Source organism: Ferrovibrio terrae (assembly GCF_007197755.1).
Taxonomy (GTDB): domain Bacteria; phylum Pseudomonadota; class Alphaproteobacteria; order Ferrovibrionales; family Ferrovibrionaceae; genus Ferrovibrio; species Ferrovibrio terrae.
Map to the genome: position 1 here is coordinate 1,239,733 of NZ_CP041636.1, position 26,474 is coordinate 1,266,206.

Sequence of the window (26,474 nt, forward strand, 5' to 3'; positions counted from 1 at the left end):
CGCCTGTTGTGCGCCAGTTACTGCATGGTGTCGGGACCCTTGATGTCGCGCGGGCCGCCTTCGGGAAGAATCCCGAGCCGCCGCGCCACTTCCTGATAGGCCTCGGCGACATTGCCGAGATCGCGGCGGAAGCGGTCCTTGTCCATCTTTTCGTTGGTCTTGAGGTCCCACAGACGCGCAGAGTCCGGGCTGATCTCGTCGGCCAGGATGATGCGCATCTCGTCATTCTGCCACCAGCGGCCGAATTCCAGCTTGAAGTCAACGAGCCGGATCCCGATGCCGAGGAACAGGCCGGAGAGGAAATCATTGATGCGCAGCGCGAGGTGCATCAGCTCATCGATTTCCTGCGGATTGGCCCAGCCGAAGCAGGTGATGTGCTCTTCCGACACCAGCGGATCGCCCAGCTCGTCGTTCTTGTAATAGAACTCGACGATCGAGCGCGGCAGCATGGTGCCTTCGGCAACGCCCAGGCGGGTGGCCAGCGAGCCGGCGGCGACATTGCGCACGACGACTTCGAGCGGAATGATCTCGACTTCCTTGATCAGCTGCTCGCGCATGTTCAGCCGGCGCACGAAATGCGTCGGAATACCGACCTCGCCAAGGCGGGTCATCAGGTATTCGGAAATCCGGTTGTTCAGGACACCCTTGCCGGTGATGGTGCCCTTCTTCTTGTTATTGAACGCCGTGGCGTCGTCTTTGAAATACTGTACCAGAGTGCCCGGCTCGGGACCCTCGAAGAGGACCTTCGCCTTGCCCTCGTAAACCTGTCTGCGGCGCGTCATGGCACACCTGTCCGGCTATAGGGAAAGCTCGCGCCCTAGATACCGCAAGGGGGTTCGCGCCGCAATGCGCCCAAGAGCATTTAGGGGACACAGGAAACAGTGGAAAAGCATCGCCGCGAAACTACGCATATCGCCCGGTTTTCCGTCATAAATCCCTGACCGGCCGGACACTTGCGGCCGGGGGGGACGCACCCCTATATATCGGACACCTTTCTCCCCGTTTGCGACGAGGCCCGGATGACCACTTTTGATGACCGCAAGGACGCCTTCGAGAAGAAGCATGCCCATGACGAGGAGCTTGCCTTCAAGGCGGTCGCGCGGCGCAACAAGCTGCTCGGCCTGTGGGTCGCCGAACAGATCGGCCTGACCGGCGAAGCCGCCGATGCCTATGCCAAGGACGTGGTGGCCGCCGATTTCGAGGAAGCCGGCGACGCCGACGTGATCCGCAAGGTGCAGGCCGACCTGAAGGCCAAGAATGTCGAGGTTTCCGACCACCGCCTGGCCGCCAAGCTGGCCGAGCTGCTGGACGTGGCCAAGAAGCAGCTTTCCGCCTAAACCACGGAATTTTATATATTATTTGACACTGACGGTCGCCATCATCCCGGCGGCCTGATGCTCCAGGATATGGCAATGGAGCATCCAGTGGCCGGGGTTGTCGGCCACCAGGGCGAGCTGCGCCTTCTCATTGGGCTGCAGCAGCACCGTGTCGCGCCAGGGTTTGCCCGGCTGGGTCAGCACGCGGAAGACATGGCCATGCAGATGCACCGGATGCGGCCATGACGTCTCGTTGCTGGCCTCGATCAGGTAGGAGCGTCCGCGCTTCAGGCTGAACAGGGTGTTGTGGCCGAGATGGTCCGAATGTTCGGTCATCGCCTCGCCGTTCAGGCTCCAGGCCATGCGGTGCCGGTCCCAGGCCTGCCGCATATCCAGCTTCGCCCCGCCATCGACCTTCAGATCGTAAGGCACGCCCATACCGCCGCCCAGCACCAGCGGCAGGCGCTCGGCCTTCGCGGCATCGAACGCGCCGACCGGATTGGCGGCGAGTGTGGGTGCATCTTGCGACCCCGACGCCCTTGCCGGTGCATCGCCGTAAGCCAAATCGGTCAGGCGATGCTCGCGGCCCTGGAAGTCGCGATCGAAGACCGAATAGCGCGTGGCAGGATTGCCGGTGAGGTCAACGATGAGATCGGCGCGCATGCCGGGGCCGAGCGTGACGCGATCCCGCGGCCCAAGCTGCAGCGGCGTCTCGAGCGGATGGCCGTCCAATGCTACGATCCAGGGCGCGTGATCGGAAAAGCGCAGATCGAAGATGCGCGCATTCGCGGTGTTGACCAGACGCAGGCGGATGCGTTCGCCGGCCGTCACCGCGAAAGGCTGCACCAGCTTGCCGTTGTTGAGCGCGACATTGCCGAGCCGCCCGGCATGGGTGAGATCCATGAAGTTGCCGAAATCGGGCGTGATCTGCGCGTCTTTATTCAGGCGCAGATCGCTCAGCACCCAGGCGACATCGCGATCCACCGGCGGCGGGTTCGGTTCATCGACAATGAGAAGACCGTAGAGACCGCGGCCGACCTGCTCGGGATTGCCGGCGTGCGGGTGATACCAGAAGGTGCCGGCATCCTGGCAGGCGAAGTCGTAAGTGAAGCTGGCGCCGGGCCTGACCGGTTTCTGCGTCAGGCCCGGCACGCCGTCCATCGCATTGGGCAGGCGGATGCCATGCCAGTGAATCGTGGTGTCCTGCGTCAGGTTGTTTTTCAGCACGGCGCGCAGGCGGTCGTTCTGCTTCAGGCGCAGCACTGGTCCGGGCAGGCTGTTGTTATAGGCCCAGACAGCCGTGTCCTGCTGGTTCGGCATCACCGGCCAGGTGGCAGGCGCCGGCATCAGCGTGACATTCGTCGTCGCAGCCGACGCAACCTTCGGCAGCGCCACGAAGGCGACAGCGGCGACGGAAGAGGCGGCGGTGAGGAAATGGCGGCGCGTGATCATGCGGGCATGCTAGCGCGGGACAACCTCCCGCGCACCTTACCATGTGGCAAGGCGCAGACGACTTGTGTTTTTCAGGCCTGCTTCTGGGGTCGCAGTGCCAGCCACAGCCCCGCCAGCACCACCGCCATGCCGGCGAGTAACGGTCCCGTGAGCGGCTCGGCCAGCAGCAGCGCGCCGACGATGCCGGCCGTGATCGGGCTTAAGCCAAGAAAGACCGTGACCTGTGTGGGCGGCGCATGGCGCAACGCCCAGAGCCAGCCGAAATAGCCGATGCCGCTGCTGAGGCCGATGAACACCACGGCGAGCCAGCCGGTGGTGCTGTAGCCCGGCCAGCCGGTGAAGGCACCTTCCCACACTGCGAGAAAGATCAGGAAGGCGACGCTGGCCAGCATCGAATAGGCCCCGACGCTGAGCGTGGGGTAGCGCTGCAGATAGGGCTTGAACAGCACGCTGCAGAGCGCGCCGCAGAAGGCGGCCAGCAGCACGGCGCCTTCGCCCAGAAAACTATTCGGCCAGCTGTCTGCGCTGGCGCCGTCGAAAATCTTTTCACCGAGCGCGAGCCCAACGCCGAGGATGGTGAGCAGCACACCTGCGGATTTCAGCAGGGTGAGCTTTTCACGGCCAAGAATGGCGGCGATGATCATGGTCATCAGCGGGAAGCTGGCAAACAGAAGTGCCGCGCGCGCGGCGGTAATATGCGCCAGGCCATAATTGATCAGCACGATCAGGATGCCGAACTGCAGGATGCCGAAAATGGCGATCGGCAGCGCATCGCGCCAGGCGAAACGCATCGGCATGCGCAGGTGAGCCATCACCGGCAGCAGGCAGGCGGCGCCGATGGCATAGCGGAACATCGCCAGCGTGCCCGGGCCGCTTTCGCCGACGGCATAGCGCGTGGCGACCAGCGCCAGCCCGACCTGCACGCCGACGCCGGCGGCGACGGCAATGGGCGCCCAGCTTTTCAAAGCTTGAGATCCCAGGTCTCGCCGATCAGCTTCTGGCCGAAACTGTCATGCGGTTCGCTCTGCACCAGCCTGAAGCCGGTCTTTTCGTAGATGCCGCGCGCGGCGACCAGAATACTGTTCGTCCACAGCGTGATCTTGCGATAGCCTTTCAGCTTGGCGAAATCGATACAGGCCTGTACCAGCGCCTTGCCGACGCCAAGGCCGCGTGCCTTCGGGTCGACGATCAGCACGCGCAGCTTGGCCACCGTGGCAGACTTGCGGATCAGGAAGACACAGCCGACGCGTTCGCCGCTGTCGAGTTCGGCGATCCAGGCATTCTCCCATGCGGGATCGAAGTCGCGCAGGAACTGCGTGCCGACCTCGGCGGCCAGCGCCTCGAAGCTGCTGTCCCAGCCATATTCGGCGGTGTAGAGCTCGCCATGCTTCTGCACCATCCAGCCGATATCGCCGGGACGATGCGGGCGCAGATGGAAACCCGGCTTGGCAGCCGGTTTTTCTTCCGACAGCAGCTGCGTGATGGTGTCCATCGCCTCGACCAGCCGGGCGCGATCTTCCGCCGGCAGCCGCTCGATCAGCGGGCTGAGCACACGACGCGACACATCCTCCTGCGGCGCGAAGGCCTTGCGGCCGGCAGCGGTGATGGTGAGCACGCTCTGGCGCGCATCTTCCTTCGCCGCCTTGCGGGTGATCAGCCCCTGTTTCTCGAAGCCGCGCAGCATGCGGCTCAGGTAGCCGGCATCCATCCCCAGATCACGCACCAGATCGGACGCCGTGACGCGGTCGCGATGCGCGAGTTCATAGAGCACGCGGGTCTCGGCCAGCGAGAAGGGATCGTAGAGCCTGCTGCCCTCGAGCAGGCCGATCTTATGGGTATAGAAGCGGTTGAAGGACCGCATGCGCTCGACCTGAGCCGCGACATCGGCGGCAAGGGCGGACTTCGGGCTTTTGCGGGCGGCAGCAGGCTTCGTCATGGGGCGCGTTCCTCCGCGCCCATCCTGCCTCAATACTTGACTAAGTCAACTATCTATTCGCCTGGCTAATCGGCCGCCCCGGCGAGGTTGTCATCCCCGCGACCGGCTGGGTTGCCCTCGGCCTGCAGGGCGGCGAGGTAGTTTTCCCGCCAGTGCGAAATGGTATTGACCTTCAGCACGCCCATCATCGATTCCCAGCGCTGGCGCCGTTCCTCCAGCGGCATGACCAGCGCGCGGTGCAGCGCGTCGGCGATATGCTCGGTGTCGTAAGGGTTCACCAGCAGCGCGCCTTTCAGCTCGCGCGCGGCACCGGCAAAGCGCGACAGCACCAGTGCCCCCGGATCGGCCGGATCCTGCGAGGCGACATATTCCTTGGCCACGAGGTTCATGCCGTCGCGCAAGGGCGTGACCAGGCCGACGCGGGCATGGCGGTAGAAACCGGCCAGCGTGTTGCGGGCAAACGACTTGTTGAGATAGCGCACCGGCACCCAGTCGAATTCGGCGAACTTGCCGTTGATGCGCCCGGTGAGCGCGTCGAGCTCGTTGCGCAGTTTGCGATACTGCGCCACCTCGCCGCGCGAGATCGGCGCGATCTGCATGAAGGTGACCTTGCCGCGATGTTCGGGCCGGCTGCCGAGCAGATGCTGGAAGGCCTCGAAGCGCTGCGGGATGCCCTTGGAATAATCGAGCCGGTCGACACCGACCACCAGCGCACGGCCGGCGAGGCTTTCGGTGAGGCGCTGGGTTTCGTCGCTGTTGGCGCCCTCGGCGGCGATCTCGGCGAAATCCTGCGTGTCGATGCCGATCGGGAAGGTGCCGACGCGCAGTTCGCGGCCAAACGCGCCGATACGCACATCGCCCTCGCCGCTGTTGCCGATCACGGTGCCCTCGGCTTCATGCAGGATGTATTCGGTCAGCGCGCGCACGTCGCCACGGGTCTGGAAGCCGACCAGATCATAGGCGCAGAGATCGCGCACCAGCCGCTCGTGGCCGGGCAGCGCCGCCAGCACTTCGGGCGCCGGGAAAGGAATATGCATGAAGAAACCGATGCGGTTCTGCACGCCGCGCCGGCGCAGTTCGGCAGCCAGCGGAATGAAATGGTAGTCGTGGATCCAGATCACGTCGTCGGGCCTGAGCTCGGTCGCCAGCTGGTCGGCAAAACGCGCATTGACGGCGAGATAACTGTCCCAGGCCGAACGGCGGAATTCGATCAGGCCGAGCCGGTAGTGGCAGAGCGGCCAGAGCATGCCGTTGGAGAATTCGAGATAGAAGCCCTTGTGTTCCTCGGTGGTGAGGTCGAGCACGGCATAGTCGACGCGGCCCTGGCGGGTGCGGCGCGGCTCAGGCGATGGCGCGTCGTTGATCTCGCCGCTCCAGCCGAACCACAACCCGCCATGCTGCTGCAGCGATTCACGCAGGGCCACGGCGAGGCCGCCGGCACGGCCGGCGCGGTCACGCGGCATGGCGACGCGGTTGGAAACGACTACGAGCCGCGCCAAAACGCTTCCTCCCAGCTTTTGGACAGTCGCATCGCGCAAACGATCAAACCAACCATCGAATAGGTCTGCGGGAAATTTCCCCATAGCTCACCTGTCGCCGTATCAATGTCTTCCGAAAGCAGTCCGAGATGGTTGCGCGAGGCGAGCAGCCCTTCGAACATCTGCCGCGCCTCGTCGCGCCGGCCGGTGGCGGCCAGTGCATCGACATACCAGAAGGTGCAGATCGAAAACGCGTTGTGCGGCAGGCCGAAATCGTCGGGCGCGATATAGCGCATCAGGTGGCTGCCGCGTTTGAGATGCTTGCCGATCGCATCCACGGTGCCGAGGAAGCGCGGATCGTCGGCGGCCAGGAAACCGATCTCCTGCAGCAGCAGCAAGGAGGCATCGAGATCCTCGCCGTCGAAACTCTCGACGAAGCTGTTCAGCTTGGGATTCCAGGCATGTTCCAGAATGGCCTTGCGGATGCGTTCGGCATGGTCGCGCCAGTAGCCGGCGCGCGCCTCCAGCCCGAGCAGGCCGGCGATCCTGGCAAGACGGCGGCAGGCCGCCCAGCACATGGCGGCGGAATGCGTGTGCACCCGCGCGCGGCCGCGGAATTCCCATAATCCCGCATCATCGGTGAGCGCCAGCGCGGCGGCTTTTTCGCCCAGGCCTTCCAGCTGCTCGAACAGCGCGATGTCGCCACGGCGCGGCAGGCGCTTGTCGAAGAACATCTGCGCCACCGCCAGTACGATAGACCCATAGGTGTCGTTCTGGCGCTGCGAGAAGGCGGCATTGCCCTTGCGCACCGGACCCATGCCGCGATAGCCGGCGAGGCCCGGCATGGTCAGTTCTTCCAGCGACGCCGCCGGGTCGAGGCCATAGACCGGCTGCAGCTCGATATCGGGATGCAGCGCCACGGTGGTGGTGATATAGCGGAGGAAATCCTCCATCGTCTTGGTGGCGCCCAGGCGATTCAATGCCTGCACGACGAAATAGGCATCGCGCATCCAGCAGAAGCGGTAATCCCAGTTGCGCGGCGTGTCGGCGGCTTCGGGGATCGAGGTGGTCAATGCGGCGAGAATCGCGCCGGTTTCCTCATAGGCGCAGAGTTTCAGCGTGATGGCGGCGCGGATCACCGCCTCCTGCCATTCGAACGGCACCGAGAGATAGCGCACCCATTCGATCCAGTATTCGATGGTGCGTTCCTGGAATTCACGCGCCATATGGGTGAGCGAGGCCGTGAAGCTTTCGTCGGGCCCGAGCACCAGGGTCATGGGATGGGTGAGCGCGAATTCACTTTCGGCATCCACAAACGCAATCGGCGCGTCGGTGGTGAGGCGGAGCGCGGCGCCCGGTGCGGTGAAACGGATATGGTTGGAGCCCAGCGTACGGCTCGGCTGCGTCATGCCGTAATCGAATAATGGCCGGATGCGCACGCGCACCACCGGCGTGCCGCTGACCGGCTCGATGCGGCGGATCAGCATAGCCGGGCGGTAGGTGCGGTCATACTGCTTGAAGCGCGGGCAGAAGTCGGTGATGCGGATGCTGGCACCGTTGGCATCGGTCAGCACCGTCACCAGCACGGCGGTATTCTCGACATAGTGCTGCGAGGTCTGCTGCAGTCCGCGCAGCTCGACGGCGAAGATGCCCTCGCCCTCGATCTTGGGCGACAGCAGGTCGCAGAAGACCGGATCGCCATCCAGCCTGGGCGCGCAATGCCAGACGATCCGCGCCTGACGGTCGATCAGGGCGGCGATCACCGAGTTGCCGATGATGCCGAGATCGAGCGAATTGCGATGTGCTGCTGTCGTTGTCGTCATGCCGCAGCTCCATCGCGCATGGCAAAATCGGACAGCCATTTGCGCACCTGTGTCGGTGTAGCAAAGGCCACGATGGGCTTTCCCTGGGCGCGTCCGCGTTTCAGCGCCAGCTGGCCGACCGGAATGGCAAGTCCGCCATGTTCTTCCACGGCATGGAAACCGTCTTCATCCGTGCGGTCGTCACCGATGAACACCGCGACGCGATCGGCAAAAGCCGGCTGACGCATGAACAAATTCACCGCCGTGCCCTTGGACTGCTGCGCATCCTTGATTTCCCACACGGCCTTGCCGTGCAGCAGCATCAGGCCGTCGAAGCCCGCCATCGCGGCCGCCAGGCGACCGCCGATCTCAGCGCCGAAATCCGGCGCGTTGCGATAATGCACGGCGAGCGCATGGGTCTTGCGTTCCACCACGATGCCGGGATGCAGGTTGCCGAGTTTCGCGGCCGCTTCATGCAGGCCGGCGGGCAGTGGCGCTTCGGACACGGATTGCGTTGCGGCGCCGGGCACCGGCCGCCATTCGCTGCCATGCTGGCCGCTGGCCGCGAGCTTCAGGGGATCGAACAGTTTGTCGATTTCCGAGATCGGACGGCCGGAGACCAGCGCCAGCGCGCCGCTGAGCTTCTTCTCGGCGGCCTGCAGATCGTCGAGCAGGCGCGCCGGCACCTGCACGCGATCCGGCGTGTCCGCGATATCGAGCAGCGTACCGTCGATATCGAGAAACAAGGCCCAGTTCGGTTGCGGCGGCGGCGGCGGCTGCAGGGCAGCCATCTGCCCCGGTGGCATAGAGTCGGTCATCCGTGTCTGCTTCCCCCGCCCCGAATGGGCAGGAATCATGTATTTTCTCGGTTTTCCGAGAAATATATAGAAAGCTAAACGACCGATTACAACCCCGGTTCCCTCCGCAGTCACAGGATGGAACGTATACGGCGGATTTAGGGGATCAGCCGGCCCAGCGCAGGCCGCGGCGCGCCACCTGGGTGGCGATGTCGAGGAAGTCGACCAGCAGCGGATTGACCAGATCGGGCTGCTGCAGGGGTGCCATATGGCGGCCGCCCGCCACCTCAACGAAACGCGGCGCAGGCAGCAGCCGGCGCAGTTCGGCGACCACGCCGCGCGCCGCAATGGTGGTGTCGCTGCCACAGAGCAGCAGCACCGGCATGGTCAGCCGGCTGAAATCCGGCGGCGCATCGCGCCGACGCAGCACTTCACGGAATTCGTCCGCCACCTTGGGCATGCCGGCGGCGACCGTCTCCTGCATCGCCTCGGGCATCGCCTCGAATCCGCCGGGCGCGGTCCAGTAGCCGATGAAATGCGACGCCGCAGCGCGCAGGTTGCCGGCGGCGACCAGATCGACCAGACGCTGCGCCACCTGCGCGATCTCGCTCCAGGCCGCCTGCTGCTGGCTGTCGCGCAGCAGGGCGAACATCACCGGTTCATACACCGCCAGCGCTGCGATGCGTTCGGGATGCAGCAGGGCCAGTTCGATCCCGATGGCGCCACCATAGGAGTGGCCGACGACATGCACCGGGCCATCGACCTGCTGCAGCAGCGCACCGAGCAGATCCATTTCATCCTGCACGATGGAGCGGCGCGCCGATGGCGCTGCTTCCGGCATCGGCGCATCGCGATAGCCGAACAGGTCGGGCGCGAGGATGCGCCAGCTCTGGCCGAGCTGCCCGACGAGCTGGCGCCACTGCCGGTGCGAGGCACCGCTGGAATGCAGCAGCAGCAGGGTGGGCGCACCGGCATCCGCGACGCCGTTGTCGAACCAGGACAGCCGGCCGGCGGTGGTTTCGAGCGTGGGCATGACGTGTCTCCTCAGACCTTGAAACCGGGGATCAGCGCCGGCACGCGGCTGCGATAGGCACGATAGCGGTCGCCGAACGTGGCGATCAGGTCGCGCTCCTCGCAGATGATGCCGACCAGGATGTAGGCGGACATGCCGATCGCGAACAGCAAATGGCTGACGCTCATCTGCGGTGTGGCCCAGAAGGTGATGAGCCAGCCGGTGTAGATAGGATGCCGCATATAGCGATACGCATAGACCATGCGGAAGTCACTGGCCGGTGCGGGCTTGCCGCGCCAGTGGCGCCAGGCCTGCGCCAGGCCGAAGAGTTCGAAATGATCGATCATCCAGGTGGCAGCCACCAGCAGCAGCCAGCCGGCACCAAACAACGCCCAGAGCAACAGCGTGAGAATGTCGTCGTCACTGCGCCAGACCATGCCGGGCAGCGGCTGCCAGAACAGCAGTACCGTCAGCAGTGCCGGAGAGCTGACAAACATATACGTCGCGCGCTCCAGGTGCGGCGGCACAAAGGTGGTGAGCCAGCGCTTGAAGCCCGGCCGCGCCATGACGCTGTGCTGCAGGCCGAACAGCGCGATCAGGCCGAGATCGACGGCACCGGCCAGCCAGGGCGACAACGGCGGCCAGATCGAGGAATCGACCGTGATCGGCAGCTTAAACCCGGCAATCTCGGGCAGGCCGGTGAGGAACAGCGCCAGCGCGCCAGTGACGAGGTTGAAGCAGAGATAGGCGAAAGCGGCGAATGACAAACCGGCCATGGTCAGAACTCCTGATGCTGGGGAAGAGATGAAAGGAAGGCGAGATAATCGGCAGCGACAGTGTCGGGTGCCTCGATCATCGGCAGATGTCCGCCCGGCAGCAGCAGCAAAGACGCATTCGCCAGGTGGTCGACCAGCAGCGTGGCGCCCGAAACGTGCCAGATGCGATCACGCTCGCCCCAGACGATGCGGGTCGGCACCGTCATACCGTTGAGGCTGTGTTCCAGCGATACGGTCTCGTGGGCGAAAGCGTCGAAGACACTGCGATGGAAATCCGCCTTACCGAGCGCGCGTTCGGCCATGGCGTGTTTCACCGGTGCCGGGATGCGCGGCGGCGCGGCCATCAGCCAGTGCAGATAGGCGTCGAAGGCATAGATGCTGCGGATGAAGAGCGGATTGTCGCCGCCGGCTTGCAGATGGCGCTGCAGATCGCTGGGTGCAGCCGACAGCACGCCGCTTGGCCCCGGCAGCCACAGACTGCGCACGCGGCGCGGATGAGCTGCTGCATAGAGCGCGGCCACGCGCGCGCCCATGGAATTGCCGCCCAGATGCAACTGCTGCAGCCCGAGCGCATCGATGATCGCGGTCAGCGCCGCGACCTGGTCGGCCAGACCGATGCCATGGCCAATCCAATGTGGACTGTCGCCGAAACCGGGCAGATCAATGGCGATCACGCGATGCTGCGGCGTGAGGAAGCGTGCAACGCGATTCCAGTTATCCTTTTCACCGCTGCTGCCATGCAGCAGCAGAATCGGCGCGGGGTCGGTTGCCGCACCGCCATCGAGATAGGCGATAGGCTGACCGCCGGCCGTGACGGTTTTCGCCACCAGGCCGGCGCGCTGGCGCTCAGCAGCCGTGACGACATCACGCCACGTCGCCGTGGGGAGAAAGAACCAGGCGGCCGCGCCGGTGAGAGCCAGCGCGGCCAGTGTGCAGACAAGGATAAACATGATGCGGTGCATGGACCCGGTCGCCTCGGAACGGCGAGGAATATATCAATGTTATTGATATTATCAATATAGTTGATATATCGCCGCCGCCGCGGGCTGGTTCTGGCCACTAGCTTTTTGAAATCATTGCCATTTGTTGCAATGGCGCCGCCGCATACCGGCTCAGCGCGCAGGGTGTTTCGACATGCTCCTCGCGATCGAGGTGATGCAGCACGAGATGCCACCAGTTGTGGAGCGCCATGAAATTCTCGAGCGCGCCCGGCGCGCGCGGATCGACATTGCGGCTGTGGCGGCCCGCCGGCTGCTCCAGCCCGAAGGCCAGCATGTGGAGCATCGCATGAAGATGCGGCAGCGCCGCGCTCCAGGCCGGCAGTATGCGCCGCACGCGCACATGCAGGCTGCGCATGTCGCCACGATGGAAATCGATCAGATGCGCCATCTGGAGGGCCAGGCTGTCGCGCGGGTTGGCGATCAGGACGTCGTCGAAACATGCAGCGGCCGCCGCCAGACGGCCGCCGGCCCAGGCTTCCGCCGCCAGCACATGCAGCGTCTCGCGTTCGGTCCAGGCGAGGCGACGGGCCGTTGCAAGGCTCCGCTGCCCCGGCGCGATGCCGGAGACGTCCATGCGCGACAAATACAGATACGCGCGCAACAGATGCGCCATGGCGAAATCCGGCGCGGCCGCGATGGCCGCATCGGCCGCCTGCAGCGGATTGCCGATCAGGCAATGCAACTGAGCCAGTGCGGTCTCGAACGACGCCAGGGCTTCGACAGTCGCGCCGCTGACGGGGTGACCGGTCCGATCGTGAAGCATCTAGCAGCCGGACAGGAGAGACGGACCGCAGCGCATGGCGGGAGCAGAAGGCTTCGCAAGCTGCCGAATATGCAGCGGGGAGTAACTCGACATGCCCTATCGTCGCCATGCGCCGTGGAAACCAGCATTGAAGGCAGCGTGTGAATAGTATCAATATAATTGATATATCCCCGCAGTGCGCCCCGGTTCTGGCCGCTAGCCCTGCGGGGTCATTCCTGTATGCTGCGCAGACGCTTCCGCCCCGGTTCCGGATTCCCGCCCCATGACGGCCACCCAGAAATCCTCGTCTCCACGCAAGCCGGCGCCGCGCCAGACCCTCCTCGAGTCGGCGCGCGGCTCGGTGGATGAGACCATTTCGCTGTTTTACCTGGGCTACCGCGCCGGCGTGGCCGGGCCGAAGAAAGTGCTCGACAAACTGGCCTTCGGCCGGCCGCATCACCGCATCCTCTATGTGGTGGCACGCCGGCCCGGCATCGCGATCGCCAACCTGATCGACCTGCTCGAGGTCTCGCGCCAGGCGCTGCACCGTCCCATGCGCGATCTGATCGCGCAGGGCTATCTGGTGCAGAAGCCGGCGCCGACCAATCGCCGGCTGACGCTGCTGTCGCTGACGCCCAAGGGCGCGGCGCTGGAAAGCCGGCTGACCGATCTGCAGTACGACGCCTTCGCCAAAGCTTTCTCCGTCACCGGACCAGAGGCCGAGCAGCAGTGGAAAGCCGTGATGCGCGCACTGGCCGAACAGGTGCGTCCCGCCTTTACCGTTTAGGCGCACCATCCGGATACGTCGCGGTCAAGCCGCGACGCGGTCGTTCGACAGCGCGAGATAGCGCAACGCCAGCGGACTTTTCGGCCGCGCATGCAGGCGTTCGGCGGTGAGGGCGCGCAGCAGGTTGTGATCGTCGGCGCGCCGCGCTGCTTCGAGCAGCGTGAGATCGAGCAGATCGCGCTGCGCATGGCTGCCGCCAAAGCGGTGCGCGATCGTGCGCATGCCACGCAGGCGTGCGATGCAATCCTGATACTCGCCATCCATGAACGAGGTCAGCGCCTTGGCCACAGGCAGGCCGACCTGCGAGGTCATCGCCGCATTGCTGAAATTGCTGCGCTCGGCCGAGCGGTGCAGTGTCTCGAGCTGGCGCGCGGCGAGATCCGTGCGGCCGGCGCCCAGATACGCGATCAGGCCATGCACGTCGTTGAAGGCATAGACGCCGTCATCGGCGGTGCTCGACCAGGCCTCGGCCAGTTCAGTCCAGCGTGCCGTGCCGATCTCGACGCCGCGCAGGTGAAGCCGCCACAACATGGCGGAAGCATCGACGAGATCGAGGATCACAGTGGAACCGCCGCCGCGCACCTTGTCGTCGTACAGACGCAGCACCTGTGCATGATCGTCGTGCTCCAGGTGATAGAGCATCAGATGCCACCAATTGTGCACCGCCATCATGTTGTCGGGTGCCCAGTGCTGTTCGCGCGTGGTGGCCCAGCGGATGCCATCTTCGACACGACCCTGCATTTCCATCACATGCAGCACGGCATGGTGCGCCCAGGCATCGCGCGGATTGAGATCACAGGCGCGGCGGCCGGCGGATTCCGCCGCCGCGTAATCGCCGGTTTCCTCCAGGCCGAAGCCGAGCATGCCAAGGACCGCGTGATGATTCGGCAAGTTCGCGCTCCACGATGGCAGCACGCGCAGCACGCGATCGCGCAGATTGCGCGCATCGCCGCGATAGAAATCGAGCAGGTGACCCATCTGTAGCGCAAGACTATCGCGTGGCGCAGCGAGCAGGATATCGTCGAAGCGTTCGGAGGCTGCCTCGAAGCGGCCGCCAGCCCAGGCCTCGGCCGCGACAGTGTGCAGGGTTTCGCGTTCCGTGCTGGCCAGACGGCGCGCGGTGCTGATGCTCTGCAACGCCGGCACGATACCGGGCGCTTCCATGCCCGAGAGATAGAGATGCGCGCGCAGCAGATGCGCCATGGCGAAGTCGGGTGCCGCCGCAATGGCAGCCTCAGCGGTCTCGAGCGGGTTGCCGGTATAGGTGTGAAACTGGCCCAGCGCGGTCTCGAACAGCGCCAGCGCCTCGTCCGTGGCGCCGCTGAGGCCATGACCGGCCTGATCGTGCAGCATGACTATGGTCTCCATCTTGAAACTAACAGACTAGTCGGTATAAATAAGACGCACCAATCCCGTCAAGGTATACATTGCACCCGTACAACAACTTGCCATATTAGGAGTTTAGCCCTTGAATTATCTATAACTTCCAGGGGTTATGCGGTCAGTTGCTCACAGCCTTGTGAAACCGACCAGCCCGTATAATAATCCGCTCACCATCCACTGGAGGCCGCTTTGCCCCGCGACGGCAGCATCACCCGGAAGGCCATCATGGATGCGGCCCAGGGCCTGATCCTGGAGACCGGCTATTCGGCCGCCTCGCTGGATGCGGTGATCGGCCGGGCCGGCATCACCAAGGGTGCGTTCTTCTATCACTTCAAGAGCAAGGCCGAGCTGGCGCTGGCGCTGGTGCAGCGCGATGCCGATGCCGATGCCGCGCATCTTCAAAGCGTGCTGGATCGCGCCGAAGCCTTGAGCCGCGATCCGCTGCAGCAGCTGCTGATCTGCATCGGGCTGTATGAGGAAGAGACCGCGAAACTCACCGCGCCGTATCCCGGCTGCCTCTATGCCTCCTTCATCTATGAATCGCAGCTGTTCGACGACGTAACCATGACGGTGGTGCGCGAGGTGTTCAGCCACTGGACCCGGCGCATCACCGGGAAACTGGAGGCGGCGATGCGGCTATATCCGCCGCGCCTGCCGGTGGACGTGCGCACACTGGCCGAGATGAGTCTGGCGCTGGCCGAAGGTGCCTTCATTCTCTCAAAAGTGCAGCGCGATGCCGGCGCGATGGCGGCGCAGTGGCGGCATTACCGCAACTATCTCGAACTGCTGTTCTCGCCGCAGATTCCCGAACCTGACACAGGCGTGAAGCGCGGCAAGCTGGACGCGGCCGTATCGGCCGCCTAGGCTGAAACCATCATGGCGGCGGGCGCACGCTTCGAGGAGATCTACAGCCGGACCAAGCTGGCCTCGGGCCTGGTGCTGTTCACTTTCCTTGCCACGCATCTGATCAATCATACGTTCGGTATCGTGTCGCTGCAGGCGATGGATGCCGGCTCGGGCGTGTTCAAGTTCATCTGGCGCAGCTGGCCGGGCACGGTGCTGCTCTACACGGCTGCGATCACGCATCCGCTGCTCGCCCTGTTCAACTGGCTGCGACGCGGCCATTACCGCGGCATTCAGTGGCAGGGCTGGATGCAGCTGGCGCTCGGCGTCTGCGTGCCGCCGCTGGTGGTCGATCACGTGATCGGCACGCGCGGCCTGCATGAAGCACTCGGCGTGAACGATACTTACGCCTATGTGCTGATCGTGCAGTTCGTGCAGGAGCCTCTCATTGGCCTGCGCCAGAATATCCTGATCCTGATCGCCTGGGGCCATGGCTGCTTCGGCGTATATTACTGGCTGCGGCTGAAAGCCGTGTCCGAGCGCGTCTGGCCGTTCCTGTTCGGGGCGGCTTTGCTGCTGCCGATGCTGGCGACGATGGGCTATCTCTCGGCCGGACGCGCCGTGCTGCTGGCGATGCAGCAGCCCGAATGGATGGAGGCTTTCCGCGCCAGCCTCAACTGGCCCGGACCTGCCGCCAATGATTTCGGCATGCGCAATGTCGGCCTGGCCTACCAGACGATGATCGGCCTGCTCGGCCTCGGCCTGTTCGGCCGCCTGCTGGCGGCAGCGCTGCGCCGGCGGCGCGGCATCGTCACCGTCAGCTATCCCGATGGCCGCAAATTCCGCGGCCTGGCCGGCAGCCTCACCGTGCTGGAAGCCAGCCGCGCGATCGGCTATCCGCATGCTTCGGTCTGCGGTGGCCAGGGCCGCTGCTCGACCTGTCGCGTTCGTCTGAGCGGTGCGGGCGCGGCCGATCTGTCGCCGCCCGATGCCGCCGAGCAGAAGGTGCTGGATCGCGTCAAGGCGTCGCCGGGTGTGCGGCTCGCCTGCCAGGTGCGGCCGCAGGGCGATGTTGCCGTGCTGCCACTGCTGCCGGCCGGCGTGCAGAGCAGGATCGCCTACGGCAATACCAGCTACGCACAGGGCTCCGAACGCCGCATCGCCATCCTGTTCGCCGACCTGCGCGGCTTCACCAAACTGTCGGAAGGCAAACTGCCCTACGATGTGGTGTTCGTGCTGAACCAGTATTTCAAGGCGATGGGCGAGGCGGTCGATGGCGCCGGCGGCAAGCTCGACAAGTTCATCGGCGACGGCGTGATGGCGCTGTTCGGCATCGATGAAGGGCCCGACGAAGGCTGCCGCCGCGCCCTGGATGCCGCGCGCCGCATGGCGGCGGCGCTGGTGCAGCTGAACGACGCGCTGAAGATGGACCTCGACCAGAAACTGCGGATCGGCATCGGGATTCACTGCGGGCCGGCCATCGTTGGCGAGATGGGCCATGGCAGCGCCATGCACCTGACCGCGGTGGGTGACGCGGTGAACACCGCCAGCCGGCTGGAAACCGCCACGAAAGACTTCGGCGCCGAACTGGTAATCTCGGCTGAAGTGGCCGATCGCGCCGGGGCGGCCGCCATGGCCGGCATGAGCTGGCAGCGCGAAAGCGTGGCTTTGCGCGGCAAATCGGAAAATATCGAGGTGCTGGTGGCCGGGCATATCGCGCCGGCCGAAGCCGGCATGAGCGCAACGGTCGCCGCCACGTCTTGAGTGCCGCCGACGAACCGGGTTCAATACCCCGGCCCGGAACCTTCCGGTCAGGACAACGTTTCGGTTTTGTTACCCGGCGCCTCGGCGTCCCAGCATGCCAAGGGGCTGCAGTTTCGGGGGAAGCATGACGGCGGACCTGCCGTTGAAGACAGCCATCACCGACGACCGGCGCTATCGCCTGATGGTCGATTCCATCACCGACTATGCCATCTACATGCTGGATACGACCGGCACGGTGGTGAGCTGGAATGCCGGCGCGCAGCGTTTCAAGGGCTACACCGCCGACGAGATCATCGGCCAGCATTTCTCCCGCTTCTATACCGAGGAAGACCGCGCCACCCATCTGCCGCAACGCGCGCTGAAGACGGCTGAAACCGAAGGCCGCTTCGAAGCCGAGGGCTGGCGCCTGCGCAAGGACGGCTCGCTGTTCTGGGCGCATGTGGTGATCGATCCGATACATGATGACGCCGGCGGGCTGACCGGCTTTGCCAAGATCACGCGCGACCTGACCGCACGCATGCTGGCACAGGAGGAACTGCGTCGCAGCGAGGAGCAGTTCCGCCGCCTGGTGCTGAGCGTGACCGATTACGCGATCTACATGCTGGATCCCGACGGCCGTGTGGAAAGCTGGAATGCCGGTGCCGAGAAGATCAAGGGCTACACCGCCGACGAGATCATCGGCGCGCATTTCTCGCGCTTCTACACCGACGAGGACCGTGCGCAGAACTTGCCCGAGCGTGGCCTGGCAACGGCGGCGCTGGATGGCCGCTTTGAAAAGGAAGGCTGGCGTGTCCGCAAGGATGGCACGCTGTTCTGGGCGCATGTGGTGATCGACGCGATCCGCAACGAGGCCGGCATGCTGGTCGGCTTCGCCAAGGTCACGCGCGACATGACCGACAAGGTGAAAACGCAGCAGGCGCTGGAGCGGGCGCAGCAGGCGCTGTTCCAGTCGCAGAAGATGGATGCCATCGGCCAGCTGACCGGCGGCGTGGCGCATGACTTCAACAATCTTCTCATGGCGATCATCGGCAGCATCGAACTGCTGAAAAAACGCATCCCCGAACATCCGAGGGTGACGCCACTGCTCGAAAACGCCATGCAGGGCGCCAGGCGCGGCGCCGCACTGACCCAGCGCCTGCTGGCCTTTGCGCGCAAGCAGGACCTGAACCTGCGCAGCATCGACCTGCCGGCACTGGTGCGCGGCATGACCGACCTGCTGCGTCGTACGCTGGGGCCATCGATCACCATCGACACACAGCTACCTGAGACGCTTGCCTCGATCCAGGCCGATGCCAACCAGCTGGAACTGGCGCTATTGAATCTGACCATGAATGCGCGCGATGCCATGCCGCAGGGCGGCAGCATCGTGATCGCGGCACGCGAGGAAACCGTGCCGGATGGCGCTCCGGCGGGCCTGCTGGTGCCGGGCCGCTATGTCTGCCTTTCGGTGGCCGACAGCGGCGAAGGCATGGACGAGGCGACACTGAAACGCGCCGCCGAGCCTTTCTTCACCACCAAGGGCATCGGTAAGGGCACCGGGCTCGGGCTTTCGATGGTGCACGGCCTGGCCGAGCAGTCCGGCGGTCGGCTGGTGCTGAAAAGCGAAACGGACAAGGGCACCACGGCCGAACTCTGGCTGCCGCTTGCGCATGCGACGGCGGTCCGGAACGAGGCGTCGCCGGCCGGTGCGGCGCAGTCGGCGACGCGACCGTTGACCGTGCTGGCGGTGGATGACGACCGGCTGGTGCTGATGAACACCGTCGCCATGCTCGAGGAAATGGGCCATACCGTGCTGGAGGCGACCTCGGGCCCGCAGGCCCTGGAAATCCTGCGCCAGCATGCCACGGTCGACCTGCTGATCACCGACGAGGCGATGCCGCAGATGACCGGGCTGCAGCTTGCCAAAACCGTGCGGATCGAACGACCCAATCTGCCGATCATCCTGGCCACTGGCTATGCCGAGGTGCCGCGCGACGCGATGTTGCCGAAACTGTCAAAGCCGTTCTTCCAGGAAGACCTGGCGCGCGCGGTGGCGGCGGCGGTGAGCTAGAGCCAGGCCGCTGATCATTCGCCTGCAGCTTCATGCAGGCGCGGCATCAGAACTGAACACCATCGTATTCAACACCCTCTGACATTTTTTCTGTCGCAGAAAATTCGACTCGCGCCCCGCAACACTGCGGACTACGGTGAGGAAGAGATCGTTTTCAGACAGGGGGTGGTCATGAAATCGGGTCTTTTTACCATCTGTATACTGTCGCTTCTGAGTCTGCTGCCTGTCTGCCATGCCGGCGCACAGGAGAAAAAGCCGTCATTCACCGTATTGCCAGCCGAGCCTTCGGCCGCCAGTCCCAAAATCATCGGCGGCGAGCAGGCGGAGACCGCCAACTGGCCGGCGACTTTCTATTTTGTCGCCAACAATCAGGCCTGCACCAGCACTGCCATCGGCAGGCAGGTCATCCTGACCGCCGCGCATTGCATCAATGACGGCGCCGTCGGCGAGATCAACCCGAACACGCCAGCTGCGGTCAGCGTCACCTGCAGCCATCATCCGCGCTACAATCCGCAATACGAGAATTACCACCAGTATGATGTCGCGCTCTGCCTGGCCTCCAAGCCCATTCCTTTGCCGGACGGACAGCGCTATGAGCGGATCTCGCTCGCCGCCCAGACGCCACGCCGCGATTCAGACGTGATCCTGCTGGGATTCGGCTGCCGGCAGGATGGCGGCGGCGGACCGATGGGTGTTCTGTATCGCAGCGAGAAAGACGCCGTGAAGGCAGTGCGGATCGATGGCGCCTATGTGGTTGCCAAGGGCAGGTCGTCGCTCTGTTTCGGCGACAGCGGCGGCGCTGCCTATACCGGCACCGAGATCGCGGCCCGTGCCATCATCGGCGTCAATTCGCGCGGCTGGATCAAGCAGTTCGAAGAATCCTACCTGTCGCATCTCGGCAATCCGGCCATCGCGTGGTTTGTGGCCGACTGGGCCGACAAACATGCCGTGCGCATCTGCGGGTTGAACGAGAGTGGCGCCAATGTCTGCCATCCGTAGCGCATCCTGCCTTGCCGCTGTCACCGGCGCGCTGCTGGCGAGTGTCGCATTTCCTGTCGCCGCCCAACCCACCGATACCGGCAGGACTGCCGGGCCGGAACGGCTGAATGTCCGTATTGGACAGCAGGTGTCTCCCGTGCTTGCCATGACCATCGCGGAGGTCGGCGCCAGCGAGATGATGGATCTGCCCCCGGGCGCCAAGATTTCTGACGAGATCCAGCGCCGCTGCGGCAGTCTCGATCCGACGGTCGGCCGGCTGCTGCTCGAGCGGAATGAGCAGCGCGGCCTGAAAGGGCTGTCGTTGACGGCCGCGCAGAAGGCGCCGCTGACGGTGGAGTTCCCCGCCTGCGCCCGGTCGCCGGGGCCAAAGCGTATCCTCGTCCAGGATCGCGATACGCTGGAAAAGCTTTTCGTCAGGGTCGGCGAAGCCACTGCCGTTGCCGCGCCGCCGCCGGTCAACCGGACTGTGCCAACCACGTCGAATACCCAGACCGACGCCGGCTATGAAAAGCTGGTCCGTGACAACCTGAAACTCGGCACCGAGACCGACGCCTGGCGCAATATGGTGAGCCAGTATTATTCCAACCTGAACTTCGATCAGGTCTTTGCGCTGAACAGCAATCTGACCGATATCAACCGCCTGGCAGCCAACCAGGAACTGACGATCCCGGGCAAGGAACCCTTCTGGTCAGAGATCAGGCTCAAGGACGGCATCTCTTCCGCAGAAGCCACCGCCAAGGTGCAGGCCGCCCAGATGCGGGACGAGGCAACACTCCTAAGCAAGCCGGTCAACCGCGCCGTTTCAAATGTGCCGAACAATGTCGAGCAGGGAGAAGCGGCTCTTCTGGTGACAGCTTCCACCATCGACACCAGCGCGCCGGCCTGTGGAAAGGCCTCCGAACTGCGCGCCGACTGGCCATTATCGGCCATCGATCTGGTTGCCCAGATCGGACGCAACAGGGTGCTCAATCCCAACCGCCAGCCGGGCGATGCCGTGACGCGCGGACGGATCATGGTGCTGGATACCGGACTGGATATCGCAGAAAACCATGCGCAGACCTTCCCGAAAGAGTATTTCGCCAGGATACGCGCGCTTCCCGATATGCGGACCAGCGCGCCGCCCAAAGTGCGAATCGTCGAGGGCCTCAACCTGGCGACGAACGTCAACGCGGCCACAACGCCCGCCATGCTGGGCGCGCGGCCTGACCGCTGGCATGGCCTTGCCGTCGCCAGCGCTGCGCTCGGCTCGCGCGTGATGGACGACCTGCGCCATGTTGTGCCCTTACCCGTCTCGATCATTCCAGTCAGTCTGGTCGGCAAGGAGATCGGCGATCCGCTCACGCTCAGTGCGCCGCAATTGCCCGGAGCGGTCCAGGCCGCCGCGGAAGGCGAGAAATTTCCGATCATCAACATCAGCTTCGCCACGCCGATGCGGGCGAAATACTTTAGCGATGCGCTCGCGCATGCGAAGAATCACAGCATTCTGCTCGTCGTTGCCGCTGGGAACGATGGCGGCGACGACAGCACCGGGCAATGGCCCTCCATGCTCGGCGGCGACCCGGCGCGTGCAGATGGCGCCATCGTGGTCACGGTCGGCGCCCATGATGCCGACGGACAGATCGCGAAATTCTCGCGGCGCGGCTGGCGCGCTGTCGATCTGCTGGCCCCGGGCTGCGACATCCCGGTCCACACCATGAAGATGCCGGATACCGGAGATCGCCTCACACTGGCACCGGCCAATCTGAGCGGCACCTCGTTCGCGGCGCCGCTGGTCTCGTTCATGTCGGCACTGCTGTATTCCGAAGGCCTGCCGCCGAAAGATATCAAGGCCCGCCTGATCAGTTCGAGCGATCCGTCACATGGCTTGCGCAGCCTGACCTATTCAGGCGGCCGCCTGAATGCGATGAAGGCCCTGTCCGTCTGGGAAGATGTCGTCGAAATCGCGGTCGATGCAAACACCGCAGCCGGCGACCGCGCGGCGAAAGGCAAGCCGTCCTCAACCGTCGTGCTGCGAGGCGAAGTCACGGATACGCAGGCCGCAGTCAAGTTCTGCGGCAAGGAGCGACTGCTCGATCATTTTGAAAAACTGTCGATCGTGAAGGACGAGAAAACCGGGCAGCGTTTCTGGCAGTTCTGGACGCGCAGCGACCGGAACGAAGACCCGCACCTCATGAAGCGCGAGGACCTCTGCCCGGTCGATATTGATGACAAGGTGGAATTCAGCCTGCGTCAACGCGACTCCGCCGTCGCCGTGACGGTGACGCCGGCAAACCTGATCGACTTCGTGCCGAAACGACGCTGAGCCTCAGGCTGCCTGCGTGACGCAGGCCTGAACATCCTTCGGGAAATCCGTGATTGTCATCAGGCTGGAAGACCCGAGCGCGGCACTCAGCGTACCGACCGCGTCATTCAGCTCCTTGGTCGCCGTCGTGCTGTCAGTGGGGTCGGCCGCCACCGGGAGCGGCAACGTCGCAGGTGCCGGGCGCAGGGCCTGGCGGGCCGTATCGATGGCCGCGCGGCTGGTCGCCGCCTCCTGAATCGCCGACGTCAGACGCGAGGTGAAGCTGCCGAGAGTGACATCCTGAATCGTCGCCATGTATTTGGTGTTGGTGTGCGACCAGATGTCGGAATACCCGCGATACGCCGTCTTCACCGCCTCGCCGTCGGTTTTGCGCAACTCACGTACGGCTGTCAGCGCCGTATTGGCCGCCACGATCGCATCGTTCAGCCTGCTCAGGCGGCCGGAATCCTTGTCGACGGCAACGAACCCGCGCGCTGTCGCCAGCCGGCCCGAAACCGTGTTGGCCGCCGTGATGACGGCGGTGTATTCGGTCGAGGAGACTACGGCCTGCATCTGCGCCGAGGCCTGCGCCAGGCAGGACATGGCTTTGCTGCCCTGTCCGAGAATATTCGCGCGTCCGATCGGATTGAAATACCATTTGCCGGTTCCCACGGCGCCGCCGAACAGCGCGCTGCCGATGATGAAATCGGGATGCGCCTTGTAGACCAGCCCGGTGACCATGGCCGCCGCGGATGCAAACAGGCCGGCATCGTAATAGCGCGCCGACGAGACCAGATCCCCTGCGGCATCGTCCCAAAGCGTGACTGTGGCAGTTGCCTTGTTCGCCACCATGGGCAGTGAAGTTGGCAGCGGTTGCTGTCCCGCGGCGGCTTCATCCGCAGCAGACGGCTTCGGCAGACGGAAATCTGTCGAGGCGCAGCCGCCCAGAACGACAGGCATGACGGCAAGCAGACGCAATGTCCTGGTCAAGGTCATGGATGTATCCCCCCGTCACACACGGCGCGGAACTGACACACACACTCTGAAGCCGCCGTGATGACGCCGTTGTTGTTGTGAAACTGCCTCTGGAACCCCGGCTGCATTAAACACGCCGGCGAAGAGAGGTCAAAGCGGTTTCGGGAATCTCCGGTCTGATTCTCGAGCAGCAGGCAAGACTCGACTACGGGTGTATTCGTGCGTCTGCGGATGCATTTTTCAGAATGTCACGCTGCCACCGAGCCGCACTTCACGGCCGCGGATCGGCGCCTGCTCCTTCAGCATCGATGTGTGCAACCGGCCCTCTTCGTCGGTCAGGTTGCGGCCCTGCAGCAGCAGCGCCACGTTGCGGTTTTCCGAAAACGGCCGCCAGGTGACGGCTGCGTTGATCACGCGATAGCCGTCGGTGGTGGTTTCATTGGCCCCCGCGCGGTCCTGCCGCGCGACGCCGGCCAGCTCGAGTCGGAAACCGATATCTTCCTGTTCGGCGACAAAACCCAGCCGATAGCCGAGCGGCGGAATCAGCGGCAGATTGGCGCTGTTGCTGCGGTCTTCGGCGCGGACAAAATCCACGCCGCCATCGATGCCCATACGGCGTTTCTTCGTCGGATCGCGCCAGAAGTTCCAGGCTGCATCCACTTCGACACCGCGGAAGTCGGCATCGGTCTGGCTGATCTGCAGCTCGTTCAGATCGTCCTGCTGGTTGCCGGTGAAGGCGCCATAGATGTAGTCCTTGTAGCGCGTGGCGAACACATTGATGCCGCCGGTGAGATCGCCCTGCACCTTGCGCAGCGAAACTTCCGAATGCCAGGCGGCTTCCTTGCCAAGATTGACATTGCCGATTTCAAAGCTGCGCGTCGCCAGATGCGCGCCGTTGGCATAGAGCTCCTCCGCCGTCGGTGCGCGTTCGGTGTAGGACACGGCCGCGCCCGCCTGCCAGCCGGGTGTGAAGCGCCAGGTGGCGCTGGCCGAGAGACTGGCCGGCGTGTAGTCACGGTCGTTGGTGTCGCTCAGATTGTCGATCTCGACATGCTCGATGCGGCCACCGAGCGCGAACAGCCACGACCCGGTATCAAAACGTTCGAGCAGGAACAGCGCGTTGCTGTCGGTCACGTTGGCCGGCAGATAGGCCTCTTCGCCGCGCGCCGAGAAATCGCGCCGGCCGGTCTGCACGCCGATCACGCCGTCATTGCCGCCGAACAGCGGCGTGTGGATCGCCTCAAGCCGCGCCTCCCAGCTGTCGTTGTCGAAGCGCGTCGCCGGCTGGCCATCAGGCTCGATCTCGTCATGCAGGTAGTTCGCATAGCCGACTTTCAGCTTCACTTCCTCCAGGACCGGCAGCGGATCGTAGAGGCCGAAGCGCGTATCGAGGCGGGTCTGCTGCAGGTCGATATGCACGGCCTCGTCGCCGGGGATGCCATAATAGCTGCTGAGACGGCTGAGGCTGGCGCCGGCATAGCCGCTGTCGCCCAGGTAAGACGCGCCGATCGCGCCGTTCTGGCTGCGCATCGCCGAGTTGTCGATCCTGCGGCCACCACCGGCTCTGTAGTCATCGGCCGTGAGCGCACCGGCCTCGCCATGCACCACGAACTTGTCCGTCACTGCGGCGTCGATGCCGGCGAAGCCGCTTTTCTCCTGCGCCGCCGAACCATAGTCGAGACGCGCCCGTCCTTCGATTCCTGGGCCGCTGACGCCGTTCTTCGGCACGGAGTCCGGGATGCGGCCGTCGATCACATTGACCACGCCGCCAATCGCCGACGAACCATAGAGCAGGGTGGACGGCCCGCGCAGCACCTCGACGCGCTGCACACCGCCCATAGGTGCTGCCACCGCGTGATCGGGACTGACGGTGGCGGCATCGAAGGTGTCGAGGCCGTTCTGCATCACGCGCACGCGCGGTCCGCCCTGGCCGCGGATGATCGGCCGGCCGGCGCCCGGACCGAAGGCCGACGACGACACACCGGGCAGACCCTGCAGGGTTTCGCCGAGCGTCGCCGCGCGGCGGCGGTCGAGCTCTTCACCTGTCAGCACGCTGCTGCCCTCGACCAGATCGGCCTGGCTGGTCTGCGGCAGCGGCGCGGTGACGACGACGGGGGACAGTTGCGCCGCCTCCTGGGCAAAGGACGGAAACGGCAGCAGGATGGTGCCGAGCAGCAGGCTGCGACGGAAAACGGATGACATGCGGACCCCCGGGGAGAGAATGTTATTCTATAACGTTATAGAATAACATTCCCCAGCCGCAAGCCCTGGCCAGCACGAAAAAAGCTGGCGGGTTTTGTCCCGCCAGCCCTGGAAAACCGGGAAATCTGGAAAGCTACTCGCGGTCCGTCTTCAGCATGCGGCCCAGCACGCGGCCGCCGAAGATATGGACATGCAGGTGCGGCACTTCCTGGTTGGCATTGGCGCCGCAGTTGCTGAGCAGCCGGTAGCCATCGGCATCGACGCCGACTTTGCGTGCCGCATCGCCGATCGCCTTCACGTAATCGGCGATCTCGTCATTGCTGGCCTTGGCCGAGAAATCGTCGAAGCCCACGTAAGGCCCCTTCGGGATCACCAGCACATGAACGGGCGACAGCGGGTTGATGTCGTGGAAAGCCAGGCTGTGCGCGGTCTCGTGCACCTTCTTGCACGGAATCTCGCCGCGCAGGATTTTCGCAAAGATGTTGTTGCTGTCGTAGGCGGCAGCCATCGCTGGTCTCTCCCGGAATGAATCTGATCAGGTAAGCTGGCGGGCCTTCTTTTCCTCGATGCCCGAGAGGCCTTCGCGGCGGCGCAGCTCGGCGCGCACATCCTCGATGGTCACGCCGCATTCGGCCCACAGCACCAGCAGGTGGAAGACCAGGTCGGCGCTTTCCGAGATGACTTCCTCACGCGTCTCGGCGACGGCGGCAATCGCCAGCTCGACGGCTTCCTCACCCATCTTCTGCGCGATCTTGGCGCGGCCCTTGGCGAAGAGTTTGGCGGTATGCGACACGGCCGGGTCGCCGCCCTTGCGCGATTTGATCGTCTCGTACAGCCGTTCCAGCGTGTCGCGGTTCTCGCTCATCGCCGTTTCATCT

At 64.5% G+C, this 26,474-nt stretch carries 23 protein-coding genes; 7 read left to right on the forward strand and 16 right to left on the reverse strand.

The annotated features are described in order from the left end of the window. Nucleotides 1-17: 17 nt before the first annotated feature. Complete coding sequence (gene purC, locus FNB15_RS06035) at nt 18-782, reverse strand: phosphoribosylaminoimidazolesuccinocarboxamide synthase (protein WP_144067843.1); 765 nt, start codon at nt 780-782, stop codon at nt 18-20. A gap of 237 nt (nt 783-1,019) precedes the next feature. Here purC and FNB15_RS06040 point away from each other — a divergent pair, with 237 nt between their 5' ends. Continuing rightward, a complete protein-coding gene (locus FNB15_RS06040) occupies nt 1,020-1,337 on the forward strand; it encodes a DUF1476 domain-containing protein (RefSeq protein WP_144067844.1) in 318 nt (105 codons plus the stop codon). A gap of 18 nt (nt 1,338-1,355) precedes the next feature. Here the strand turns inward: FNB15_RS06040 and FNB15_RS06045 are convergent, their stop codons facing one another. The 10 genes from FNB15_RS06045 to FNB15_RS06090 form a co-directional block, all read right to left on the reverse strand. Beyond that, entirely contained in the window at nt 1,356-2,768 is a 1,413-nt protein-coding gene (locus FNB15_RS06045) for a multicopper oxidase family protein (RefSeq protein WP_144067845.1), read from the reverse strand. Nucleotides 2,769-2,839: 71 nt separating this feature from the next. Further along, nucleotides 2,840-3,733 carry a DMT family transporter gene (locus FNB15_RS06050; RefSeq protein ID WP_246068804.1) on the reverse strand — a complete coding sequence of 298 codons (894 nt, stop codon included), beginning with the start codon at nt 3,731-3,733 and terminating at the stop codon, nt 2,840-2,842. Further along, nucleotides 3,730-4,704, reverse strand: a complete 975-nt coding sequence (locus FNB15_RS06055; protein WP_144067846.1) for a bifunctional helix-turn-helix transcriptional regulator/GNAT family N-acetyltransferase — start codon at nt 4,702-4,704, stop codon at nt 3,730-3,732. Before FNB15_RS06055 ends, FNB15_RS06050 begins: the two co-directional genes overlap by 4 nt. A gap of 65 nt (nt 4,705-4,769) precedes the next feature. Then, nucleotides 4,770-6,203: an alpha,alpha-trehalose-phosphate synthase (UDP-forming) gene (otsA, locus tag FNB15_RS06060; RefSeq protein ID WP_144067847.1), complete on the reverse strand. Its 1,434-nt coding sequence runs from the start codon at nt 6,201-6,203 to the stop codon at nt 4,770-4,772. Beyond that, complete coding sequence (locus tag FNB15_RS06065; protein WP_144067848.1) at nt 6,188-8,005, reverse strand: glycoside hydrolase family 15 protein; 1,818 nt, start codon at nt 8,003-8,005, stop codon at nt 6,188-6,190. Before FNB15_RS06065 ends, otsA begins: the two co-directional genes overlap by 16 nt. Continuing rightward, nucleotides 8,002-8,802, reverse strand: coding sequence for a trehalose-phosphatase (otsB, locus tag FNB15_RS06070; protein WP_185973735.1), 801 nt, complete (start codon nt 8,800-8,802; stop codon nt 8,002-8,004). The genes FNB15_RS06065 and otsB overlap by 4 nt, the downstream gene beginning before the upstream one ends. Nucleotides 8,803-8,947: 145 nt before the next feature. Beyond that, complete coding sequence (locus FNB15_RS06075; protein ID WP_144067850.1) at nt 8,948-9,814, reverse strand: alpha/beta fold hydrolase; 867 nt, start codon at nt 9,812-9,814, stop codon at nt 8,948-8,950. A gap of 11 nt (nt 9,815-9,825) precedes the next feature. Beyond that, complete coding sequence (locus FNB15_RS06080) at nt 9,826-10,569, reverse strand: methyltransferase family protein (RefSeq protein WP_144067851.1); 744 nt, start codon at nt 10,567-10,569, stop codon at nt 9,826-9,828. A gap of 2 nt (nt 10,570-10,571) precedes the next feature. Further along, nucleotides 10,572-11,531: an alpha/beta fold hydrolase gene (locus tag FNB15_RS06085; protein WP_144067852.1), complete on the reverse strand. Its 960-nt coding sequence runs from the start codon at nt 11,529-11,531 to the stop codon at nt 10,572-10,574. A gap of 97 nt (nt 11,532-11,628) precedes the next feature. Next, complete coding sequence (locus FNB15_RS06090) at nt 11,629-12,333, reverse strand: tetratricopeptide repeat protein (protein ID WP_144067853.1); 705 nt, start codon at nt 12,331-12,333, stop codon at nt 11,629-11,631. A gap of 262 nt (nt 12,334-12,595) precedes the next feature. Between FNB15_RS06090 and FNB15_RS06095 the strand changes: the two genes are divergently transcribed. After that, nucleotides 12,596-13,099, forward strand: coding sequence for a MarR family winged helix-turn-helix transcriptional regulator (locus FNB15_RS06095; protein ID WP_144067854.1), 504 nt, complete (start codon nt 12,596-12,598; stop codon nt 13,097-13,099). Between the two features lie 24 nt (nt 13,100-13,123). Here the strand turns inward: FNB15_RS06095 and FNB15_RS06100 are convergent, their stop codons facing one another. Further along, nucleotides 13,124-14,452 carry a tetratricopeptide repeat protein gene (locus FNB15_RS06100; RefSeq protein WP_144067855.1) on the reverse strand — a complete coding sequence of 443 codons (1,329 nt, stop codon included), beginning with the start codon at nt 14,450-14,452 and terminating at the stop codon, nt 13,124-13,126. 255 nt (nt 14,453-14,707) lie between these two features. Here FNB15_RS06100 and FNB15_RS06105 point away from each other — a divergent pair, with 255 nt between their 5' ends. The 5 genes from FNB15_RS06105 (at nt 14,708) to FNB15_RS06125 (ending at nt 22,440) form a co-directional block, all read left to right on the forward strand. Then, nucleotides 14,708-15,346: a TetR/AcrR family transcriptional regulator gene (locus tag FNB15_RS06105; RefSeq protein WP_144067856.1), complete on the forward strand. Its 639-nt coding sequence runs from the start codon at nt 14,708-14,710 to the stop codon at nt 15,344-15,346. Between the two features lie 12 nt (nt 15,347-15,358). Continuing rightward, entirely contained in the window at nt 15,359-17,089 is a 1,731-nt protein-coding gene (locus FNB15_RS06110) for an adenylate/guanylate cyclase domain-containing protein (RefSeq protein ID WP_144067857.1), read from the forward strand. Nucleotides 17,090-17,213: 124 nt separating this feature from the next. Further along, nucleotides 17,214-19,139 (forward strand): hybrid sensor histidine kinase/response regulator, encoded by a 1,926-nt coding sequence (locus FNB15_RS06115; protein ID WP_144067858.1) that lies wholly within the window; start codon nt 17,214-17,216, stop codon nt 19,137-19,139. Between the two features lie 171 nt (nt 19,140-19,310). Continuing rightward, complete coding sequence (locus tag FNB15_RS06120; protein ID WP_144067859.1) at nt 19,311-20,138, forward strand: S1 family peptidase; 828 nt, start codon at nt 19,311-19,313, stop codon at nt 20,136-20,138. Then, a complete protein-coding gene (locus FNB15_RS06125) occupies nt 20,122-22,440 on the forward strand; it encodes a S8 family peptidase (RefSeq protein WP_144067860.1) in 2,319 nt (772 codons plus the stop codon). The genes FNB15_RS06120 and FNB15_RS06125 overlap by 17 nt, the downstream gene beginning before the upstream one ends. Nucleotides 22,441-22,443: 3 nt before the next feature. Here the strand turns inward: FNB15_RS06125 and FNB15_RS06130 are convergent, their stop codons facing one another. From FNB15_RS06130 to FNB15_RS06145, 4 genes are all read right to left on the reverse strand, one after another. Further along, complete coding sequence (locus tag FNB15_RS06130; RefSeq protein ID WP_144067861.1) at nt 22,444-23,415, reverse strand: hypothetical protein; 972 nt, start codon at nt 23,413-23,415, stop codon at nt 22,444-22,446. 219 nt (nt 23,416-23,634) lie between these two features. Beyond that, the gene (locus FNB15_RS06135; RefSeq protein WP_144067862.1) at nt 23,635-25,596 is read right to left on the reverse strand and encodes a TonB-dependent receptor; all 1,962 of its coding nucleotides are present in this window, start codon (nt 25,594-25,596) and stop codon (nt 23,635-23,637) included. A 133-nt stretch (nt 25,597-25,729) separates the two neighbouring features. Beyond that, complete coding sequence (locus FNB15_RS06140) at nt 25,730-26,104, reverse strand: histidine triad nucleotide-binding protein (protein WP_144067863.1); 375 nt, start codon at nt 26,102-26,104, stop codon at nt 25,730-25,732. Between the two features lie 27 nt (nt 26,105-26,131). After that, nucleotides 26,132-26,461, reverse strand: coding sequence for a phosphoribosyl-ATP diphosphatase (locus FNB15_RS06145; protein ID WP_144067864.1), 330 nt, complete (start codon nt 26,459-26,461; stop codon nt 26,132-26,134). Nucleotides 26,462-26,474: the final 13 nt, after the last annotated feature.

What these genes read in the sequence shown, in the direction of transcription:
- FNB15_RS06105 (WP_144067856.1), top strand. Translation starts at nt 14,708, where the DNA reads ATGGATGCGGCCCAGGGCCTGATCCTGGAGACCGGCTATTCGGCCGCC.
- otsB (WP_185973735.1), bottom strand. Translation starts at nt 8,802, where the DNA reads ATGACCGACTCTATGCCACCGGGGCAGATGGCTGCCCTGCAGCCGCCG.
- FNB15_RS06145 (WP_144067864.1), bottom strand. Translation starts at nt 26,461, where the DNA reads ATGAGCGAGAACCGCGACACGCTGGAACGGCTGTACGAGACGATCAAA.
- FNB15_RS06100 (WP_144067855.1), bottom strand. Translation starts at nt 14,452, where the DNA reads ATGCTGCACGATCAGGCCGGTCATGGCCTCAGCGGCGCCACGGACGAG.
- FNB15_RS06075 (WP_144067850.1), bottom strand. Translation starts at nt 9,814, where the DNA reads ATGCCCACGCTCGAAACCACCGCCGGCCGGCTGTCCTGGTTCGACAAC.
- FNB15_RS06115 (WP_144067858.1), top strand. Translation starts at nt 17,214, where the DNA reads ATGACGGCGGACCTGCCGTTGAAGACAGCCATCACCGACGACCGGCGC.
- FNB15_RS06040 (WP_144067844.1), top strand. Translation starts at nt 1,020, where the DNA reads ATGACCACTTTTGATGACCGCAAGGACGCCTTCGAGAAGAAGCATGCC.
- FNB15_RS06125 (WP_144067860.1), top strand. Translation starts at nt 20,122, where the DNA reads ATGTCTGCCATCCGTAGCGCATCCTGCCTTGCCGCTGTCACCGGCGCG.
- FNB15_RS06135 (WP_144067862.1), bottom strand. Translation starts at nt 25,596, where the DNA reads ATGTCATCCGTTTTCCGTCGCAGCCTGCTGCTCGGCACCATCCTGCTG.
- FNB15_RS06120 (WP_144067859.1), top strand. Translation starts at nt 19,311, where the DNA reads ATGAAATCGGGTCTTTTTACCATCTGTATACTGTCGCTTCTGAGTCTG.
- FNB15_RS06130 (WP_144067861.1), bottom strand. Translation starts at nt 23,415, where the DNA reads ATGACCTTGACCAGGACATTGCGTCTGCTTGCCGTCATGCCTGTCGTT.
- FNB15_RS06045 (WP_144067845.1), bottom strand. Translation starts at nt 2,768, where the DNA reads ATGATCACGCGCCGCCATTTCCTCACCGCCGCCTCTTCCGTCGCCGCT.
- FNB15_RS06065 (WP_144067848.1), bottom strand. Translation starts at nt 8,005, where the DNA reads ATGACGACAACGACAGCAGCACATCGCAATTCGCTCGATCTCGGCATC.
- FNB15_RS06140 (WP_144067863.1), bottom strand. Translation starts at nt 26,104, where the DNA reads ATGGCTGCCGCCTACGACAGCAACAACATCTTTGCGAAAATCCTGCGC.
- FNB15_RS06095 (WP_144067854.1), top strand. Translation starts at nt 12,596, where the DNA reads ATGACGGCCACCCAGAAATCCTCGTCTCCACGCAAGCCGGCGCCGCGC.
- FNB15_RS06090 (WP_144067853.1), bottom strand. Translation starts at nt 12,333, where the DNA reads ATGCTTCACGATCGGACCGGTCACCCCGTCAGCGGCGCGACTGTCGAA.
- FNB15_RS06110 (WP_144067857.1), top strand. Translation starts at nt 15,359, where the DNA reads ATGGCGGCGGGCGCACGCTTCGAGGAGATCTACAGCCGGACCAAGCTG.
- purC (WP_144067843.1), bottom strand. Translation starts at nt 782, where the DNA reads ATGACGCGCCGCAGACAGGTTTACGAGGGCAAGGCGAAGGTCCTCTTC.
- FNB15_RS06080 (WP_144067851.1), bottom strand. Translation starts at nt 10,569, where the DNA reads ATGGCCGGTTTGTCATTCGCCGCTTTCGCCTATCTCTGCTTCAACCTC.
- FNB15_RS06055 (WP_144067846.1), bottom strand. Translation starts at nt 4,704, where the DNA reads ATGACGAAGCCTGCTGCCGCCCGCAAAAGCCCGAAGTCCGCCCTTGCC.
- FNB15_RS06085 (WP_144067852.1), bottom strand. Translation starts at nt 11,531, where the DNA reads ATGCACCGCATCATGTTTATCCTTGTCTGCACACTGGCCGCGCTGGCT.